General features: G+C 37.5%; 21 protein-coding genes and 1 pseudogene. 8 read left to right on the top strand and 14 right to left on the bottom strand.

Features of this window, described 5'->3' with window-relative positions; all coding sequences use genetic code 11:
• The 3 genes from ribH to F933_RS08500 form a co-directional block, all read right to left on the bottom strand.
• On the bottom strand, window positions 1–471 hold the full coding sequence (gene ribH, locus F933_RS08510; RefSeq protein ID WP_004659764.1) for a 6,7-dimethyl-8-ribityllumazine synthase: 471 nt from the start codon (window positions 469–471) through the stop codon (window positions 1–3).
• Between the two features lie 11 nt (window positions 472–482).
• A complete protein-coding gene (gene ribBA, locus F933_RS08505; RefSeq protein WP_005052661.1) occupies window positions 483–1604 on the bottom strand; it encodes a bifunctional 3,4-dihydroxy-2-butanone-4-phosphate synthase/GTP cyclohydrolase II in 1122 nt (373 codons plus the stop codon).
• A 236-nt stretch (window positions 1605–1840) separates the two neighbouring features.
• On the bottom strand, window positions 1841–3133 hold the full coding sequence (locus F933_RS08500; RefSeq protein ID WP_167539076.1) for a DUF4175 domain-containing protein: 1293 nt from the start codon (window positions 3131–3133) through the stop codon (window positions 1841–1843).
• A 68-nt stretch (window positions 3134–3201) separates the two neighbouring features.
• Here F933_RS08500 and serB point away from each other — a divergent pair, with 68 nt between their 5' ends.
• From serB to F933_RS08485, 3 genes are all read left to right on the top strand, one after another.
• On the top strand, window positions 3202–4422 hold the full coding sequence (serB, locus tag F933_RS08495) for a phosphoserine phosphatase SerB (protein WP_005060312.1): 1221 nt from the start codon (window positions 3202–3204) through the stop codon (window positions 4420–4422).
• Window positions 4423–4828: 406 nt separating this feature from the next.
• On the top strand, window positions 4829–5164 hold the full coding sequence (aciT, locus tag F933_RS08490; RefSeq protein ID WP_005060309.1) for a ciprofloxacin tolerance protein AciT: 336 nt from the start codon (window positions 4829–4831) through the stop codon (window positions 5162–5164).
• A 152-nt stretch (window positions 5165–5316) separates the two neighbouring features.
• A complete protein-coding gene (locus F933_RS08485; protein ID WP_005052654.1) occupies window positions 5317–5796 on the top strand; it encodes a hypothetical protein in 480 nt (159 codons plus the stop codon).
• Window positions 5797–5843: 47 nt separating this feature from the next.
• On the opposite strand, the gene dtd is transcribed toward F933_RS08485, so the two are convergent.
• On the bottom strand, window positions 5844–6284 hold the full coding sequence (dtd, locus tag F933_RS08480) for a D-aminoacyl-tRNA deacylase (RefSeq protein ID WP_005060307.1): 441 nt from the start codon (window positions 6282–6284) through the stop codon (window positions 5844–5846).
• 149 nt (window positions 6285–6433) lie between these two features.
• On the opposite strand from dtd, the gene pncB reads away from it, so the two are divergent.
• From pncB to asd, 3 genes are all read left to right on the top strand, one after another.
• Window positions 6434–7639, top strand: coding sequence for a nicotinate phosphoribosyltransferase (pncB, locus tag F933_RS08475; protein WP_005060304.1), 1206 nt, complete (start codon window positions 6434–6436; stop codon window positions 7637–7639).
• A 376-nt stretch (window positions 7640–8015) separates the two neighbouring features.
• The gene (locus tag F933_RS08470; RefSeq protein WP_005060303.1) at window positions 8016–8864 is read left to right on the top strand and encodes a sulfurtransferase; all 849 of its coding nucleotides are present in this window, start codon (window positions 8016–8018) and stop codon (window positions 8862–8864) included.
• Entirely contained in the window at window positions 8861–9712 is an 852-nt protein-coding gene (asd, locus tag F933_RS08465) for an archaetidylserine decarboxylase (protein WP_005060300.1), read from the top strand. The genes F933_RS08470 and asd overlap by 4 nt, the downstream gene beginning before the upstream one ends.
• Before the next feature lie 92 nt (window positions 9713–9804).
• On the opposite strand, the pseudogene F933_RS16865 reads toward asd, so the two are convergent.
• The 5 genes and pseudogenes from F933_RS16865 to F933_RS08445 form a co-directional block, all read right to left on the bottom strand.
• Window positions 9805–10302: pseudogene (locus F933_RS16865) on the bottom strand (DUF4882 family protein); the annotation flags it as partial.
• Between the two features lie 14 nt (window positions 10303–10316).
• The gene (locus F933_RS16860; protein WP_005060297.1) at window positions 10317–10556 is read right to left on the bottom strand and encodes a hypothetical protein; all 240 of its coding nucleotides are present in this window, start codon (window positions 10554–10556) and stop codon (window positions 10317–10319) included.
• Between the two features lie 430 nt (window positions 10557–10986).
• The gene (locus tag F933_RS08455; protein WP_005060295.1) at window positions 10987–11214 is read right to left on the bottom strand and encodes a hypothetical protein; all 228 of its coding nucleotides are present in this window, start codon (window positions 11212–11214) and stop codon (window positions 10987–10989) included.
• 108 nt (window positions 11215–11322) lie between these two features.
• Window positions 11323–11532 carry a cold-shock protein gene (locus F933_RS08450; RefSeq protein ID WP_005052641.1) on the bottom strand — a complete coding sequence of 70 codons (210 nt, stop codon included), beginning with the start codon at window positions 11530–11532 and terminating at the stop codon, window positions 11323–11325.
• A 273-nt stretch (window positions 11533–11805) separates the two neighbouring features.
• Window positions 11806–12717 carry a LysR family transcriptional regulator gene (locus tag F933_RS08445; protein ID WP_005060292.1) on the bottom strand — a complete coding sequence of 304 codons (912 nt, stop codon included), beginning with the start codon at window positions 12715–12717 and terminating at the stop codon, window positions 11806–11808.
• Window positions 12718–12813: 96 nt separating this feature from the next.
• Here F933_RS08445 and F933_RS17475 point away from each other — a divergent pair, with 96 nt between their 5' ends.
• Complete coding sequence (locus tag F933_RS17475; protein WP_005060290.1) at window positions 12814–12939, top strand: hypothetical protein; 126 nt, start codon at window positions 12814–12816, stop codon at window positions 12937–12939.
• Between the two features lie 268 nt (window positions 12940–13207).
• Here the strand turns inward: F933_RS17475 and F933_RS08440 are convergent, their stop codons facing one another.
• A complete protein-coding gene (locus F933_RS08440) occupies window positions 13208–14095 on the bottom strand; it encodes a LysR family transcriptional regulator (RefSeq protein WP_005060288.1) in 888 nt (295 codons plus the stop codon).
• A 94-nt stretch (window positions 14096–14189) separates the two neighbouring features.
• On the opposite strand from F933_RS08440, the gene F933_RS08435 reads away from it, so the two are divergent.
• On the top strand, window positions 14190–14642 hold the full coding sequence (locus F933_RS08435; protein WP_005060285.1) for a PACE efflux transporter: 453 nt from the start codon (window positions 14190–14192) through the stop codon (window positions 14640–14642).
• Between the two features lie 68 nt (window positions 14643–14710).
• On the opposite strand, the gene F933_RS08430 is transcribed toward F933_RS08435, so the two are convergent.
• From F933_RS08430 to F933_RS08415, 4 genes are all read right to left on the bottom strand, one after another.
• A complete protein-coding gene (locus F933_RS08430; RefSeq protein WP_005060284.1) occupies window positions 14711–15178 on the bottom strand; it encodes a DUF2147 domain-containing protein in 468 nt (155 codons plus the stop codon).
• Between the two features lie 114 nt (window positions 15179–15292).
• The gene (gene phoR / locus F933_RS08425) at window positions 15293–16651 is read right to left on the bottom strand and encodes a phosphate regulon sensor histidine kinase PhoR (RefSeq protein WP_005060283.1); all 1359 of its coding nucleotides are present in this window, start codon (window positions 16649–16651) and stop codon (window positions 15293–15295) included.
• A gap of 9 nt (window positions 16652–16660) precedes the next feature.
• The gene (gene phoB, locus F933_RS08420) at window positions 16661–17371 is read right to left on the bottom strand and encodes a phosphate regulon transcriptional regulator PhoB (protein WP_005060280.1); all 711 of its coding nucleotides are present in this window, start codon (window positions 17369–17371) and stop codon (window positions 16661–16663) included.
• A 249-nt stretch (window positions 17372–17620) separates the two neighbouring features.
• On the bottom strand, window positions 17621–18298 hold the full coding sequence (locus F933_RS08415) for a TetR/AcrR family transcriptional regulator (RefSeq protein WP_005052631.1): 678 nt from the start codon (window positions 18296–18298) through the stop codon (window positions 17621–17623).
• Between the last annotated feature and the right edge of the window lie 60 nt (window positions 18299–18358).

Genomic DNA, 18358 nt, shown 5'->3' with positions numbered 1-18358 from the left:
TTAAATTGCCTTTAATAAGTTAACCATTTCGATTGCAGTCAATGCAGCTTCGCTGCCTTTATTGCCTGCTTTCGTACCAGAACGTTCAATTGCTTGTTCAATGCTATCTGTGGTTAAGACACCATTGATGACTGGCATTGTGCTTTCAAGGGCAACGACCCCTAAACCTTTGGCACATTCACCAGCAACAAAATCAAAATGTGGTGTGCTACCACGAATCACTGCGCCTAATGCAATGATGGCATCAAATTTATTTGATGCTGCTAATTTTTTCGCAACAATAGGAAGTTCCCATGCACCTGGTGCATGAATCACGGTAATCGCATCTTCAGAAACACCGTGGCGTTTCAAGGTGTCAATTGCACCTTCAAGTAAATGCTCAACCACGAAGCTGTTGAAACGACCCACTAAGATCGCATAACGACCTTCACTTGCGAGATGTAATAAACCTTCAATTCGGCGAATTGCCATAGCAACCTCGATTATTTTGCTGTGATTTGATCGGCAGTGATGTATTCCACCACCTCTAAATTGAATCCTGATAAGGCATTAAAACGAAGTGGAGAACTCAACAGCTTCATTTTTTCAACACCTAGATCACGTAAAATCTGTGCACCTACACCAATGGTTTGGTATTGCTGTGATAATGCAGCATTCGATTTCAGTGGTTTTGGCTGATTTAGATAGTGTAAGGCATGTCCTAAATCTTCTAAATGATCTTGTCCGATCCATACCAATACACCACGGTCACTTGCAGCAATGGTTTTCATTGCAAGATCAAGATTCCATGCTGGAGAACCATCGGCTTTATTGAGCTTTAAAAGATCACGAACAGGATTGAAACCATGGACACGAACCGTGGTTACGCCTTGCTTTGGTTCACCTTTAACCAAAGCTAAGTGAATATCAGGGTTACCGATTTCACGATATTTATAGAGTTCAAATGTACCGTATTGTGTTTCAATGGTTTCTTGAGACAAACGCTCAACGGTTTGCTCATTGGTCATACGATAATGAATCAGGTCTGCAATCGTACCAATTTTTAGACCATGTTTTTCAGCAAACACTTCTAAATCAGGACGACGTGCCATGGTGCCATCATCATTGATAATTTCACAGATCACAGAAGCTGGTTCTAAACCTGCCAAACGGGTTAAGTCACAACCTGCTTCAGTATGACCAGCACGGTGTAGGACACCACCTGGTTGAGCCATTAATGGGAAAATATGACCGGGCTGAACGATATCACTTGGCTTTGCATGTGCTGCAACAGCCGTACGAATCGTATGCGCACGCTCTGCTGCTGAGATACCTGTGCTGATCCCTTCAGCCGCTTCAATTGAAAGCGTAAAATTGGTCGCATGCTGTGCGCCATTTTGGTCAACCATCAACGGCAAGTTCAGTTGTTTACAGCGATCGCGGCTCAGCGTTAAGCAGACTAAACCACGGGCATGAGTGATCATGAAGTTAATATCTTCAGGACGAACATGTGTAGCAGCGATGACTAAGTCACCTTCATTTTCACGATCTTCATCATCCATAAGGATGACCATTTTGCCTGCACGAATATCTGCGACAAGCTCTTCAACACGACTCAGCGGCATTCGCTTTCACCTTTGATGCTGCCTTTTCAGGCACTAGTATTCGATAAATCTGGCATAGTTTAACGCATTTTAAAAAATTTCGCCTGTGCTTCTTCAGCAATAAAAATACTGAGCTTGATGAGCAATCGTTCGGAAAACATTTTTTGAAATGAAGTCAAATAAATTAGAGCATTATCTTGAGGAGGGGTAAGATTCCTCAAGATAATTAAAACAGAAGAAACGACACTATCGTTTTTCTATGATTCGGTTGGCGTTTTTGCTTTTTTACCCATTAGGATTTCAGTGCGTAGATTTTGTGCGACTGTTGCACACGCTTCATTCATCCCATTAATCATAAATGCATGACGAGTCATCACATTGCTTGGGTTTGGCATCACCACCAACTCATAACTGTTTTGAACGGTTTTAAGGTGATCATGATGAAGATGTAAAGCTGCTTCTTTCGCATGTAAATGCTGTGTTAAGCGTTTTGCGGCTTCAATTGCGTCAAGTTGCATTGCGTCAACTGCATTTGATACGGCAGCACGTGTTTGCAGTGCAAAGCGTTTATCTTCGCGGTAACGTTTATAAAGTACGTCTGCTAGCAGTTGGAACACAGCACCAACCATCATTAAACATTCAAGTGCTTGAGGATGATTAGAACTGGTGGTTAAAGTTGCGCCTTCAGCATTAAACTCTTGTTCAATTCGAATCTGTGTCGAATTAATCTGATAATGCTTGCTGCATAAATCAATGCTTTTATCTAGGAATAACTGGCACAGTTTGAAATACGGGATTGAAACCGATTGATTTACACTGCTTAGCAGTTGCTTCGGATCATAGAATTGAATATTTAAAGCCAAAACTTGATCATCGACTTGCGCAGTCGGGGTTGATGTTTTTTCGACACGCGGTTTAGGTTGCGCTTTTGCTTGTTGTTGAGCTTGGGCAACCAAAGTTACAGTATTTTGTTTTTCGAGAGCTAAAGCTTGGGTTAATCGCTGAATTTCATGTTTAAGATGATTTTCTTGATTAATACGTGCTAAGTATTCGCTACGTGTTGGGCGTGCGATTGCACGATAGGCTAACCAAATCAAGCCATGAATAAAAAGAGAGACTAAAATAGCTAACCATTGGGTACGTAAAATCTCGCCAATACTTGGTTCGATCAAAGTAATCTCAACTGTCCCAACTTTCTTTTCATTTTGTAATGCATCACGGACAAACACCTCACCTTGACGTGTTTTTGCCATGCCACTGGTGGCGAGTACTTGTTTATTCGCATCTAGAATACGAATCGATGCCACACTTGGATTGGTTGCATAGCGATTGGCAACTAAGGCCAACGAAACAGTATTGGCAGGTTCCAGTTCTGCAAGACTATCTGCCACTAACTGACTGGTCATCAGTTGTCCTTGGCTAGCGCGGTTTTCATTGAGTTGATGTGTCGTTGCAATCACCAATAAAAAGGTATGCAATGCAAAACTTACGATCAGTAGGCTAGCAAATAGCCCTTGGCGAGGCGCATTCAAGTTAAACTTCCAAGGCAAATAGATTTAGGTTGGGTTATGTTATGATTCTTACATACAATAGTTGTCGCTCAAACACGAGTCAATTCATGCGTGAAATCATTCTTATATCCTTTTTAGGACCAGATCAACCGAATCAGTTTACTCGATTAATGCAGGTACTCTCCGTACATTCTTTGCAAATACTCGATGTAGGTCAGGCTGTTATCCATAATCAACTTACCCTTGGGATTGTTGTCGCTTCGGATAATGAGACTGCAACTGCACTTGCAATGAAAGAGATTCTGATTTTAGCACATGATATTGGCCTAACTGTGCGATTTAAACCAATCTCCAACGCAGAATATGATCAGTGGGTGAGTGAGGGTGGTCGAACACGTTACATCGTGACGGCACTTGCACCGGAATTAACGGCCGAACATTTACAAGCCGTGACCAAGATTGTATCGAGTCAGGGTTTTAATATCGAAACGGTAACTCGATTATCAGGTCGTTTAGAGCTAGAAGAAGCACACAATTTTCCACGTCGTGCTTGCGTTCAGTTTGGCTTAAGTGGACAAATGCTTGATGCACAAGCGATGCGTGCTGCTTGTTTGAGCTTGTCAGGTGAATTAAATATCGATGTTGCAGTACAAGAAGATAATGCTTATCGCCGTAATCGTCGTTTAGTTTGTTTTGATATGGACTCCACTTTAATTGAACAAGAAGTGATTGATGAGATTGCTTTAGAAGCAGGCGTAGGTGCACAAGTTGCTGAGATTACTGAGCGTGCGATGCAAGGGGAACTTGATTTTCAACAAAGCTTCCGTGCGCGTGTCGCTTTATTAAAGGGTTTAGATGCTTCGGTATTACCGAAAATTGCAGAACGTTTAACCATTACTGAAGGCGCTGAACGACTGATTTCAACGCTCAAAGCACTGGGATATAAAACTGCGATTTTATCGGGTGGATTTCAGTATTTTACTGAATATTTACAAGAAAAATTAGGAATTGATGAAGTCCATGCCAATATTTTGGATGTTCAAGATGGTGTTGTAACGGGCAAAGTTAAAGGTGCGATTGTTGATGGTGCACGTAAAGCTGAGTTGTTACGTCAGTTGGCTGAAAAAATGGGGATTTCATTAGAGCAGGCGATGGCTGTGGGCGATGGTGCCAATGATTTACCAATGCTTTCAATTGCTGGGCTTGGCGTTGCGTTCCGAGCTAAACCTTTGGTACGTCAAAATGCCAATCAAGCGATATCAAGTGTAGGTTTAGATGGTGTTTTGTATTTATTAGGTATGCATGATAAAGACCTAAATCGAGCTTAAATCTCTTTTCTCGATGTTTAAAAACAATGCCACTTTTGAGTGGCATTGCTCTTTTTAAGGGCGTCATGATTCAGTCATATTTATGTCTAAATGTATAGAAAAACAACGATAAAAAAATTCCGAAAAAAGTTTTTTCAACTCGAAAAATAGCGATAGTTTTTTGTAATGACACGCTGCAATTGATGCTATATAGAGATTTTGAAGTTTTGTAATTTAAAAAAATGTAATGACAAAAGCATATTGCGACATCTTGTGTCGTATGGCGCATTCTTGACTCTTTTTTTCTAAAAAAAACGCTCCATAATGCATAAAGACACGAATGCAACACAAACTACTGTTTAGAGATTACAGAACAATATGAGGTCTGATGATTAAACAGACCACCTTTTTTAAGACGGAGGTTTCTATGGAAGCAGCGAATTTCACCATGTGGGTTGGATTTGGCTTAATCGCTGTCGCAGTTATAGCTGTTTTCTTTTCTCCTTATCGTCGTTGGTTAGGTTTTATGTTGGCAGGTATGCTCAGTTGGGGGCTGTTAGAGGTGGTACGCTTTGGCGCGCAAACCATTTTCGATATGTCAGTCGCTTATAGTTATCTGACGGCTTTGAGCCTCGCGATGGTGACGGTTACATTTATCCTTTTACGTGAAGACAAACAAGCACAAAAACAATTGGCAAATCGTCAATATATTGAACATACGCCAGTTTATAAAGATGACCAACAGCAATGTTCTAGTCGATAATTGATAATAAATAATTCTAATAACATCAAAGGTATGCTCAGCATGCCTTTTTTGTATTAATTTTCTGAAACAAAGCTTTTACAGAGTTTTCTACAATTGTGCTAGGATACGGTTGTCTTAAATTTCATCATAATACTGTAGGCATAAATGTCATGAAGCTTTCTTCTTTACCTGTGGTTAAGTTACCGATCGTTGATGTAAGCACTGATCCATTAGATTTATTGGTGGCAGGTTTGGCGTTACGTATGAAGCAATTGGCACGTACTAGCCCGAAGTTTATTGAGTTGGTTCATGACCGTGAATTCCGTATCCAAATTGGTACTGATTTGGGATTGGCGCGTCAAATTATTGTGAATCATGGCAAAATTGATACAGTGGCGGGTAATCCAGAAAAAGCTGATTTTATTTTGCAATTTGCTTCAAGTGAGCAAGGCGTAAAAACTTTGGTCAAAGGTGATCCAACTGCATTCATGACGGGTATGCAAGATGGTAGCATCAAAATGGAAGGCGATTTTAGTTTGCTGGTCTGGTTTAACCAAGCTGCGAAATTGATTCCACCAAAAGTGCCAAAACCTGTAAAAGAAAAAATTCGTCAAGCACGCGCATTTATCAAAGAAAAAACAGGTAAATAAACGACCATAAAAAAACTCCCAAATAGGGAGTTTTTTTATGCGGAAATTTATTCAATCTCTAAATTAAAGGTCACAGGTCCATCATTGATTAAGTGTACTTTCATATCGGCTGCAAAAATACCTGTTTGTACATTTTCAAATTGCTGTTGTGCGTATTCAACCAATTGTTTATAGAGCGCTTTGGCTTCCGAAGGGGGCATTGCAGGTCCAAAATCAGGACGTAAGCCTTTTTGTGTTTGTGCCATCAAGGTAAACTGCGAAACCAATAGAATACCGCCATTGGCTTGGCTGACATTCCATCCCATTTTTCCATTTTCATCATCGAAGATTCGATATTTAAGAATTTTATCAATCAGTTTCTGACCTTTATCCAAAGTATCGTCTTTGCCTAAACCAAGAAAGACTAATAAACCTTTTTGGATCTCGCCAGTTGTTTGACCGTCAACCACTACTTTAGCTTCGAGGACTCGTTGAATTAATGCGCGCATAGAATTGAAAGATAGATGAAATGAAAAGAGCAAGTGTAGCAGAGAGATTTGATAAAATTGAGTTGTGCAGCAAAAGTCTACTATTCAAACGCTGTTATTTGGTTGTATAACAAAACATATCTTATAAAAATTGGTTAAAACCATCCTTTATGTCTGCGATTATTCGATCATTACTTGATACTGATTTATATAAATTCACCATGTTGCAAGTGGTATTACATCAGTTTCCACAAACCCATAGTGTTTATTTATTTCGCTGTCGAAATCTAGAAGATACCGTTTATCCACTGGTTGATATTTTAACGGACCTAAACCATCAGCTTGATTTGTTGTGTGAACTTCGCTTTGCAGAGGACGAGTTACAGTTTTTACGATCCTTACGTTTTATCAAAAGTGATTTCGTTGATTATTTAGAATTATTTCAACTTAAACGTCGTTTTATCCAAGCAACGATTGATGATGCAGGTCGATTAGATATCCGAATTGAAGGTCCGATGGTTCAGGCGATGATGTTTGAGATATTTGTCTTAGCCATCGTTAATGAGCTGTATTTTCAACGTATCCGCAATGAAAACGTTTTTGTAGAAGGTGAACGACGTTTACAGCAAAAGTTAGCTCAACTACAACATTATGCAGAGCAACAACAAGAAAATGACCCACCGTTTCTAGTCTCAGATTTCGGTACTCGCCGTCGTTATAGTTTTGAATGGCAAAAGCATGTGGTACGAGCGTTTCATGCAGCCGCACCCAAAGTCTTTCGTGGAACCAGTAATGTGCTTTTAGCCAAAGAATTAGGAATTAGTCCAATCGGAACGATGGCACATGAGTTTTTGCAGGCGTTTCAAGCGTTGGATGTTCGATTGCGTAATTTCCAAAAAGCAGCCTTAGAAGCTTGGGTGCAAGAATATCGAGGGGATTTAGGCATCGCCTTGACTGATGTTGTGGGAATGGATGCATTCTTGCGTGATTTTGATCTGTATTTTGCCAAGTTGTTTGATGGTTTAAGACATGATAGTGGTGACCCATATGAATGGGGAGATAAGGCTTATGCGCATTATCGTAAATTAAAGATTGATACCAAGACTAAAATGCTGACCTTTAGTGATGGTCTAAATTTAGAGAAAGCATGGTTATTACATCAATATTTTAAAGATCGCTTCCAAGTGAGTTTTGGTATCGGGACGAATCTAACCAATGATATGGGACAAACACCACTGAATATCGTGTTGAAATTGGTGGAATGTAATGGTCAATCGGTGGCAAAAATTTCCGATAGTTCTGGAAAAACCATGACAGATAATGAAACGTTCTTGGCGTATTTAAGACAAGTGTTTGAGATTGAAGTTAGTGTCTAAGCAAACGAGTTTAGAGGATGGTGATGGCGGTATCTTACTGGGCTTTTTTTAAATATTAGATACAACCTTATGTTCGACCTACTTTTCTTTTGGGAAAAGTAGGCAAAACCATTGTCATCCACAAAACCTGTTCATTTCCTTATTCTATTTTATATTTCGCAGAAACAATATCTTGTAGATATTTAGCAGGTTGTGGATGAAGTTTTCGAGTATCCAATTTCATGTGATAGGTTATATTAAATCTCAGAAGCATTATGGATATTCATCAGATGGTATATCTCATTTTCTGCTAAATGAATGCAAAAAATCAGACAAAGATAAAAAGTGAGCTATGTTAAAATCAATCACAATGCTGTGATCACAAGATTCCATAACAATGACTGACACTGATTTTAAACTGGGTTTACTGATTGAACCTGAACAGCTTGTGCCTTATTTAGGACATGAATTGATTCGTGTTGTTGATTTAAGTCGCGCTTCGGTTTATGAACAACTGCATATTCCACATGCGATACATTTACAACCCAAATATCTCGTTGCTCAAAATGAACAAGCCAATGGTGTATTGCCTGAAATCGAGGGTTTAAAAATCCTGATTGAGAAATTAAATATTTCATCTCTGCACCATGTCGTGGTCTATGACGATGAAGGTGGAGCTTGGGCTGGACGTTTGATTTGGAATTTGCATTGCCTAGGTTTTGAGCGCACCAGTGTCATTAACGGTGGTATTCATGCATGGTTGGGTGCAGGGCTTCCGACCAGTGCTGAGGTCGAACGTTTCAGCCCTGTTACGGAACTGGTGAAAGTTAATCTTGATGCAGTTCAAAAACATCGAATTGAATATGATGAGCTACTCGAGCAAGTCCAAGAACAGAAGATTCAACTGTGGGATTGTCGAACCAATGAAGAATATACAGGCTTGCGATTAGCAGCGCGACGCGGCGGTCACATTCCAAATGCACTGCATTTTGAGTGGAGTACTGCCCTAAACCGTGAAAATCATCTAAAATTACACCCGCTTGAACGCACTCAGCAACGTTTAGAGCAATTAGGCTTTAATTTACAACAACCTGTCGTGGTGTACTGCCAGTCACATCATCGTTCAGGTTTAGCGTATATTTTGGCAAGATTGCTCAATTGGCAAGTCAGAGCCTACGATGGTGCGTGGAGTGAATGGGGCAATCGCCTCGATAGTCCTATTATTTCAGGGGAGTCACCATCTTGAGTTTTTCAGCAGATTTAAAAAAACAATTTTTTATCAAAGCACAAAATTTAGTACCGCAACATCAACTGAGCCGTGTCATTGGCAAAGTTGCAGCAAGTGAAAACGTTTTGGTGAAAACTGCTGTGATTCAAGCATTCAAAGCAAAATACGGCATTGATATGAGCATTGCTGAACAAGCCAATCCAAATCAATATAAATCATTTAATGAATTTTTCACCCGTGCATTAAAACAAGGTGTGCGTGGTGTGGATGAACGTGCAGATAGTATTGTGTGTCCTGCGGATGGCGCAATTTCTCAGCTTGGTAAGATTGAAGCGGGTGATATTTTCCAAGCCAAAGGTCAAAGTTTTTCTGTAGAGAAATTGGTTGGTGATCCACAACTGGCGAAACCATTTATTGATGGTGAGTTTGCGACAGTTTATTTGTCACCAAAAGACTATCATCGTGTACATATGCCATTTGCAGGTACATTGACTGAAACGTTGTATATCCCAGGTGAGTTATTTTCAGTCAACCAAACCACGGCTGAAAATGTACCAGGTTTATTTGCGCGTAATGAACGTATGGTGTGTTTGTTTGATACCGAACTTGGTCGTATGGCGGTGGTTTTAGTCGGTGCAATGATTGTGGCGGGGATTGAAACTGTTGCGACAGGTAAAGTGAAGCCATCAGGTAAAGTTGAATTACAACATCACCAAATGCAGTTAGATAAAGGTGCTGAATTAGGTCGTTTTTATTTAGGCTCAACTGCTGTGGTTTTATTTGAAAAAGATAAAATGGTGTGGGAAGAACAATTTAAAGCCAATTCAACTGTGGTGATGGGTGAGCGGTTAGGTCATTCAGTGTAATTAATAAAATTACAAAAGCCCTTGATAGGGGCTTTTTTATATATTTCACATAAGGTGTATTATGTTAAATGAACTATTTTTATGGATAAGAATTAAATATTTATTCCACAAATATCAGTTGTACTTGTAGGGTAAGTTTGTGAAATCTGACTTGAATCAGTAATTAGTTTAATTTCGACATTTTTTCCTATATCTTGATTCGTCATATCAGTGTAATTTGAATTTATTGTGAAAAATATATTTTTCAATTTTGAGGGGTAATTATCAATATATCCTTTATTAATTCCGTTAAAAATTACCCCGATTTGGTTTGAATTTTGATTTAAATAAATTCCTAAATATTGATATCCATCAGATGTAGTTTGGATAGGTAAAGTCGTTGTTTGACCTACATTATTTGGTGATGTTAGTGTTAGATAAAAAGAGTTTACTGAACCTAATTTTTGATATGAAATCATAAAGTTAATATTTTCTCCATTTAGCATTTTCCCTCCCACAATAATTGGAAAAATATTTAGCATAGTTTTGTTATCTAAAATTTGTGGAAGTTTAAATTTAAACTCAAAAGCTTGTATTCCATTTGTTGCTAATTCTTTATCACCATTTAGTGTATTGAATCACCTGCTGAAGTAACTAGATTATTGTAGATTGATTTGCTCATAGCTGAATATATTTTATTAGTAAGTGTAGTACTATAAGAAACTTCACTCCCTGTCACTGAAGGAAATCTTTCACTTAATTGAGATTGTAAATCAGCTTGTGTTGCATCAAGATTGTAAGCGCATATGCTCCATGAATTTACACTTGCTAATCCAAAAGCAAGAGATATGATAATTTTTTTCATTAATTCGTCTCAGTATTATTATGAAATTTTAATATATAGTCATAGTATATTTAAAAAAAAGTATTTTCTAAAATTAACATAGTGGTACATAAGTGAAATTCAATAATTATAACGTTAAACAAATAAAAAGATCGATTATGCGGAATTTGGGTGTGATTTGCTAAATATTTATATCATGTGCGCTTTTTCCTACACCAATTCCAGTCAATGACCCATATTCAGATTTAATTAAATCACCTATGATCAATTCATCAGGAACAGGAAGTTCCAAAACATAAAACAAGAATTATAAGTTTACGCATCAGGATGTGAGATATGACAGGAGTTGTATCTAGTGAAAGGAATACGAAAAAGCCCGACAGGATGTCGGGCTTTTTCTCTTTAGATTATTCATTTTTTACAATTAATTCGATTGATAAAATTTGAAAAATTAAGCGACTTTATAATTTAACTTAAATAACTGATTTAACGCAGTATAAAAAGTACGACCATCCAGATTTAAGTCAACTTCAACACCTGATTGAAGTAATACTCGCTTACCCACTTCAATTGATTTAAATCCATCACGAGTACTTTGCATTTTGTTTAAAGGCACAAGTGAAACTAAGATTTCAGTTCCGTTAATTGATTTTGCAATAAGATTATTAGTTTGATTCAATGTTATACCAACTTTTATATAATTATTTGATTAAAGCTAAAAATGAAAAATTCAATTCTTAGACGAAAAAAAAGCACTATATAGTGCTTTTTTTACACATATTCTTTATTACAGAGCAACAATATTTACAGCATTTGGACCTTTTTGTCCTTGAGCGATGCTGAAAGAAACTTGTTGACCTTCATGTAATGTTTTGAAGCCAGAGTTAGCAATTTCGCTAAAGTGAGCAAAAACGTCAGGACCTGATTCTTGTTGAATAAAACCAAAACCTTTAGTTTCGTTAAACCACTTTACTGTACCAGTAACTGTATTAGACATAATATATCCTACTAAATTTTAATAATTTTCAGTCATTCGAAGACTGTACATAACTTCGAAAAAGAATAAAGCTTAAGATCTAAAAAAAACGAAGGATTATGACTAAAACTGCGATACTTAAAGAAGATTTAACTAAACGATACTTTTTCTAGTTAGTTCAACTATACATGATATTTATAAATATTCAAGTTTTTTATATATATTATTTATTTATCTTATGTTTTCAACTAAAGATCAAGTGTTTATCGCATTGATAAAAAGTAGCGTACTTAATCAATTCATTTTTTCACGCTTAGATTCGTAATAACGATGAATTGAATCTGCACAACGGTTGACGACCGGATCTTGCTCTTTTTTCCAAATTAACTTTACTTCACTTAAAGCATTTTCGTCTTTGATTGGAATGAGTTTGACATTATTTGGGAGAATCACTTTAAATTCTTCAGGAACAATACAAATCCCAAAGCCGTTGGCAACTAATTCAAGTTGAGATCTTTTTCTGGAATATATTCTCGTTCTTTTAGGTGAAAAACCATTGACCAAACATAAATTAGCAGCCAAATAACTTAAACCACCCCGTCCTTTATGAGGTAGAGAAACGAAATTTAACTGCTCTAACTCTCGGATAGATACACTTTCTTTTTCAGATAAAAAAGGATCTGAGCTATGAGCCGCAACGTACAAAGGCGCGGTATATAAGCTGATTGAATTCACTTCATTTAGATTGTGATAAATTGGTGGGCGGATGAAGCCAAGGTCAATTGTGCCATTTAATAAATATTCGAGTTGTAATTCAGAAGATAAAGTATTCATTTCAATATCAATCATGTTTGCATCACATAATTGTTCAAATACTTCGAGTTTATTTTGATCAAGCACAATACTGCTAGAGTGCGCAATTTTAATAATACGACCTTCACCGCGGCTAATACTCTGTGCGCTTACAATTGAGCTTTTTAAATGATCGATATTAGTCTTTAAACTTCTATAGAGTGCTTCGCCTGCTGGGGTCAGTTTAATTTTCTTTTCAGAACGATCAAAAATGTCAAAACCTAATTCTTCTTCTAAGTTTTTAATTTGTCGGCTGAGTGCAGATTGAGCAATAAATAATTTTTCTGAAGCTGCAATAAAACCGCCAGTTTCAACGATGGTAATTAAATAGTTGAATTGTTTTAATGTCCACATATCTCAAAATTAGATCATTCGGTGTTTTTTCTATATTAGATTAGATCAAAGAAATCTTATATCTTTTTCATAAGTTCTTGAGTTGAGTAAACCAAAATGATGATGACAAAGAAAATATTGATATTGATCGCTTTCGTTATAGCTTGTTTATTTGCTCAAAGTTTTGATGCTTATATGGGTGTAGAAAAAACAGTAGATCATAGCGATGTATTGGGCGATTAGAGCAGTTTAGCTAAATACGAATTTTTATTATATTTCTTAAACATGGGTACGGTTTGCTGATGTACGTTTTTTCTTACAGCAATTACAGCCAATGACCCATTTTCAACCTGTGCTAAATTACCTAATATGAACTCATCAGGAACAGGATGTTCCAAAACATAAAACAAGAATGATAAGTTTATGCATCAGGACGTGAGATATGACAGGAGTTGTATCTAGTGAAAGGAATACGAAAAAGCCCGACTTGGATGTCGGGCTTTTTTCTTTTCTATTTAAAATTTTTTGCCCAAAGTTCGATTAATAATTGTAGTGCTTGATTCAATGGTTTATAGCTTGGCCAAATTGCATGTATAGGCATATCCAGTCCATTGGTGGTATCGTTAAATTCCAAACGAATTAAACTCTGCTTGCTGAAATTTTCATAGACAACCGAAAGCGGGAAATTCCCCCAACCCAGTCCTTGTTCCACCATATTAATTGCCATAAATAAATCATCGGTATACCAATATGACTCAGAAACTAAGATACGCGGATCTGAAAGGGGATATTGTTTACTCGCAACAATAATTTGTCTTAATTCAGACAAAGTCGTGAGTTCATTTTTATGACTGTCTTTTAGCTGTTGAGCATCTTGGGGAGAAACAGCAGCAACAAATTTTTCAACACCCAATAATCGAAATCGTTGATTGGTATCGATATTCGATGAACTGTAAGCAACATAGAGATCGATTTCATTATTGTGCAAACGTGCTTTTAACTCTTGCTGCGGGGCGCAAATCATTTCAATATTTAATAATGGATAGCGCTGAGTGAGTTGTTGAATGCCAGATAATAATAATTTCTGATTCAAATCGGCTGCAACACCGATGCAAATACTAGTGTCTAAACCTGTTGAAAGTTCCGATAAATGCATTTCTAGTTGGCGAATTTTATTTACGATCAGTCTGGCATGTGGCTCAATCGAAAGTGAGATTTCAGTGGGGCTCAGATGGTTTTTACTTCGATCAAATAATTTTAAATTCAATTCAGCTTCTATATTGGCGATTGCCATACTGACTGCGGAAGGAACTCGATTGAGAGCACGTGCCGCTGCAGAAAAATTACCACGATCAATAATTTCCAGAATCAATTCAAGCTGTTCACTGCTGAGTTTCATATCTATTTTCTTGTCAGTAAATCTGATAACGATTGACTTTTTTTATCAGAATGTCGGAGTAAAATCCACTGATTATTGATTTCAGAGTGTGAGTATGCAAGGTATAAAAAGAAGAGTGACTTATGTTTTTTTCTATGAGATTTTTAGTTTTTTGATCTGTGCAATGCTGTTAGCAATCCTTTCAGGTACCAGTATGAGTCATACAGGACCTTTATCTATTTTGATTGCTGTGATCGCGGTCACGGTCAATTTCTTTTATAACTATGTTTTTGAAATGTGGGAAAAACAACAAATTTCAAAAACACGAACTGTTAAGAGAAGAGTGGCACATGCGATTGGATTTCAACTGGTTTTAATTACTATTTTAATTCCATTGATCGCGTGGTGGATGCAGATTAGTTTAATAAAAGCGTTTTTACTTGATTTTAGTTTAATGATACTGATTCCGTGCTATACCTTTGTTTATAATTACTTTTTTGATCATATTTTTGGTTTGCCCAATCATTTGGTTGAAGCTAAACAACTGAGCATCAATACATCAAACTGATGCTCAAATTGAAAGTAATCAGCTACTTGAAAACAGTGTAAATGGATACACTTGTTGAAAGCATTTTATCAAAGTCGGATCCACGTCATATTGCGGAAAGTATTATTACTTGGATTTTTTGCACTGATATTTAACATTTTTCCAGTTTTACTTAGGCGACCAGTCAGGCTGTATTTATTGCCATCGGTGCTGTTTATCCAAATACCTTGTCCTAATTCTTCATTGGGTTTTAGCATTTTCAGATTTGTGAGAACTTCCATCCCAAGAAGGGGTTGATCTTTTAAAGTGCCTGAGCACGCTGTACATAGTGTGGGCGTTGTTCCTTTACTGCTGGGATAAATTTTTACAATCACAGCACTGTATTGTTCTGTCTTAGAATTTTTTCTAATCACGATATCAGATAGATAAGAGCCGGTACGTTCATCTACAACTTTCCATGTGCCAATGAGTGGATCAAACGATGTTGCAAAAACAGAAAGGGGAGTACTGAGTCCGATGAGTAAAATCAAAGGACGAAGAAATTGAAGATTCATCATAAATTTAGATCAAAGTAAATTATAGAAATTAAGAGCTTAAACAAAGGGTTATTATATAATTATAGTGGAATAATAACATTATAATTCAGGGAACTCAGCAGTTCCCTGTACTGATTAAATCATACGATATAAGCGTTCTTTCGGAAAAACAGCGGTGAATGTTGAACCTTCATTTTCTTTAGAGCTAATTTCTAAATGCGCACCATGCTGCATAAGGACGTGCTTTACGATCGCCAAACCTAAACCTGTACCGCCTGTTTGACGGCTTCGAGCGCTATCTACGCGATAGAAACGTTCTGTTAGGCGAGGTAAATGTTTGGGATTTATACCAATTCCATTGTCTTGTACTGTGAAATAGGCATGGTCACCATCTTCATGCCAACCAATGGTAATAATACCGCCGGGTGGCGTATATTTAATTGCATTGGTAATTAAGTTACTAAAAGCACTGGCAATTTCCATATCTGAGCCGATTAGATCACAATGACTATCAATGTCTAAATTTAGCGTATGACCATAATCAAGATTATAAGCACGGGCATCATCAAAGATCTGGTTCATTAGATTCGCCATATCGATGATCTGGTTTTTTGCCACTTTTTTATTATTTTCTAAATTTGATAATAGCAATAGGTCATTCACCAAGGCATTCATACGTTTGGTTTGTGATTGCATTTGGGTGAAAGCACGTTTCCAACGCGGCGTAATATCATCTTGATCTGTAAAAGTTTCGATATATCCGCTCAATACGGTTAAAGGAGTCCGTAGTTCATGTGAAATATTATCGACAAAATCTTTACGCATTTGTTCAAGATTATGTACTCGAGTGGTGTCATATGCGACTAAAAGACGGCTTTCTCCACCAAAGCGAGTGAGTTTAACTTGCACATATCGTTCTTCATCCATTTGTGCTTGTAGACGAATACCATCAGGTGCTTGATCGCTATGGTTAAAATATTCAATAAAACTCGGTTGGCGTAAAATCGATAATAAGTTACGACCACGATCTAGTGGATTAATGCCTAATAATTTTTCGGCTGCTGGATTCCACCATTCAATTTGGTGTTGATCGTCAATTAAAACGACTGCTTCTGCCAAAGCGACCAACGAAGACTGCGCTCGATCAATTAAGCCCACCATTTCAGCTTGTACAATACGTTCTTGACGTTGAGCGCGGTAGACATTGAATAGCAAAGCTCCCCAAATACCTCCTAAATTAGGCGGTACATCATAGGGACGATTTGAAATCCATTCATTCACTAAATAAAGTGAACGGAGCTGTAGAGTAAAAAAAACGATAAAGGCAACAAAAATACAGCTCCAAAAGTATCCAACCCCAAATCCAATTAAGCTCGCAATTAATAAGAAAAAAAGTAACAATCTTAAATCTTGTTTTGCAAACGTCCATAAACTGCTGTAACGAAAACGTTGATGTTCACGTGCCAATTCAGGGACGGGATAAGGTTCATACATAAAGGATTTTTAACCTGCTGCTAAATCTGCTCGTGTAGAGAAGCGATATCCTGTACCGCGTACCGTTTGTACAAAACGGTCTACACCAAAAGGTTCTAAAACTTTGCGTAAACGACGAATATGCACGTCAATGGTTCGGTCTTCGATATAGACATTACCGCCCCACACTTGATCGAGCAATTGAGCACGTGTATACGCACGTTCTGGATGCGTCATAAAGAATGCAAGTAAACGATATTCTGTAGGACCCATCTCTAAAATACTGTTACCAAAACTGACGCGTTGACTGACTGGATCAAGCATTAAGCCATTGGCATCAATCACCTTTTCACCACTCAGTGCATTGGCGCGACGCAAAACTGCTTTGATGCGTGATACCAACTCACGTGTTGAGAATGGTTTGGTCATATAGTCATCTGCGCCTGCATCTAGACCTTGAACCTTATGATCTTCTTCACCACGAGCAGTCAACATGATCACAGGGATTTCTGATAAGTTTTCATCACGTTTTAAGCGACGGCACAGATCAACCCCACTAATACCACCTGGTAGCATCCAATCTAACAAAATAAGAGCAGGACGCTGATCAACAATAATCTGATGTGCTTGTTTGGCATCCTCAGCTTGTAAACATTGGAAGCCTGCCATATCAAGAGAGGTATGGATCATTTCACGAATCGGTAATTCATCATCGACAATTAAAATATAGTCATCTTTCACAGCGCAATACCCTTAAATATGTAACGGTTAACCGTTTTGTTGTTATGACAGGCTTATTACAAAGATTAATTATGACAATATCATTGCAAAAGAGTGAATAAAGTCGAATTTAGCAATAAATTGTGACAATTATAGGGCAGAGCAATGACCAAATGATGACAACTTGTTCTGCAATAAACAAAATGAATTCATTGGGTTAATATCATTGTAGTTTAGCCGTTCTTTTAGTCACAAAACTGTAAAATGAATTTAATTTTTTTCGGTTGTTGTTTCTATAAACGATAAAAATACCGCACAACAAGCCGCTAAAACCTCTGACAAAGGCTGTTTAAAGCCTTCGGATACCCAACGAATAATAATATGCGTGACGTAACCATTTAAACCAGTTGCCATCAATGATATTTCTTCGGCACTTTGCGGAGCGTTCGGCATGGTGATCATCACAAAACCTTGAATAATGCGATCAAATTGAGTCAAAGTCTCTTGAATGGTGGCTTGATTATGTAAGTCTTGTACTAACATAGCATCAATATAAATAATGCGTGCCATGCGTGGATCATCTTTAATTGCGGTTAGCAGTGCGGATAAACCAGCAGTGACCATATTTTTAGGTTCAGGCGCAGCCATGATGACGGCTTGCGTTAAACAGGTTTGCATTTTTCCAATCATTTTTAAGAAAACGGTTTGGAATAACTCCTCACTTTTCTTAAATGATTCATAGAAATAGCGTTCAGTGAGTTTGGCTTCATTACAAACGTCTTTTACCGTGACCGAGAAAAAACCATGTGTTCCATAAGTTGCGATGCCCGCCTCAATTAACTTTTCTCGGCGTGCTTCTTTGCGTTCGGTTAAAGATAGACCTTTGAATTGGCGTTCTTTCACTTCGGTATTATTTTTCTTGCGCGTCGCTAGATCTTCATTTGCCATGGAAAAACCGTTCCCTAAAAAAGTCTTTGAATCGTATATCTAAGATTTGTTTACGTTTTA

The sequence above is a fragment of the Acinetobacter beijerinckii CIP 110307 genome (genome assembly GCF_000369005.1).
GTDB classification, from domain to species: Bacteria; Pseudomonadota; Gammaproteobacteria; order Pseudomonadales; family Moraxellaceae; genus Acinetobacter; species Acinetobacter beijerinckii.
This window is presented reverse-complemented; position numbering and strand designations above follow the sequence as displayed.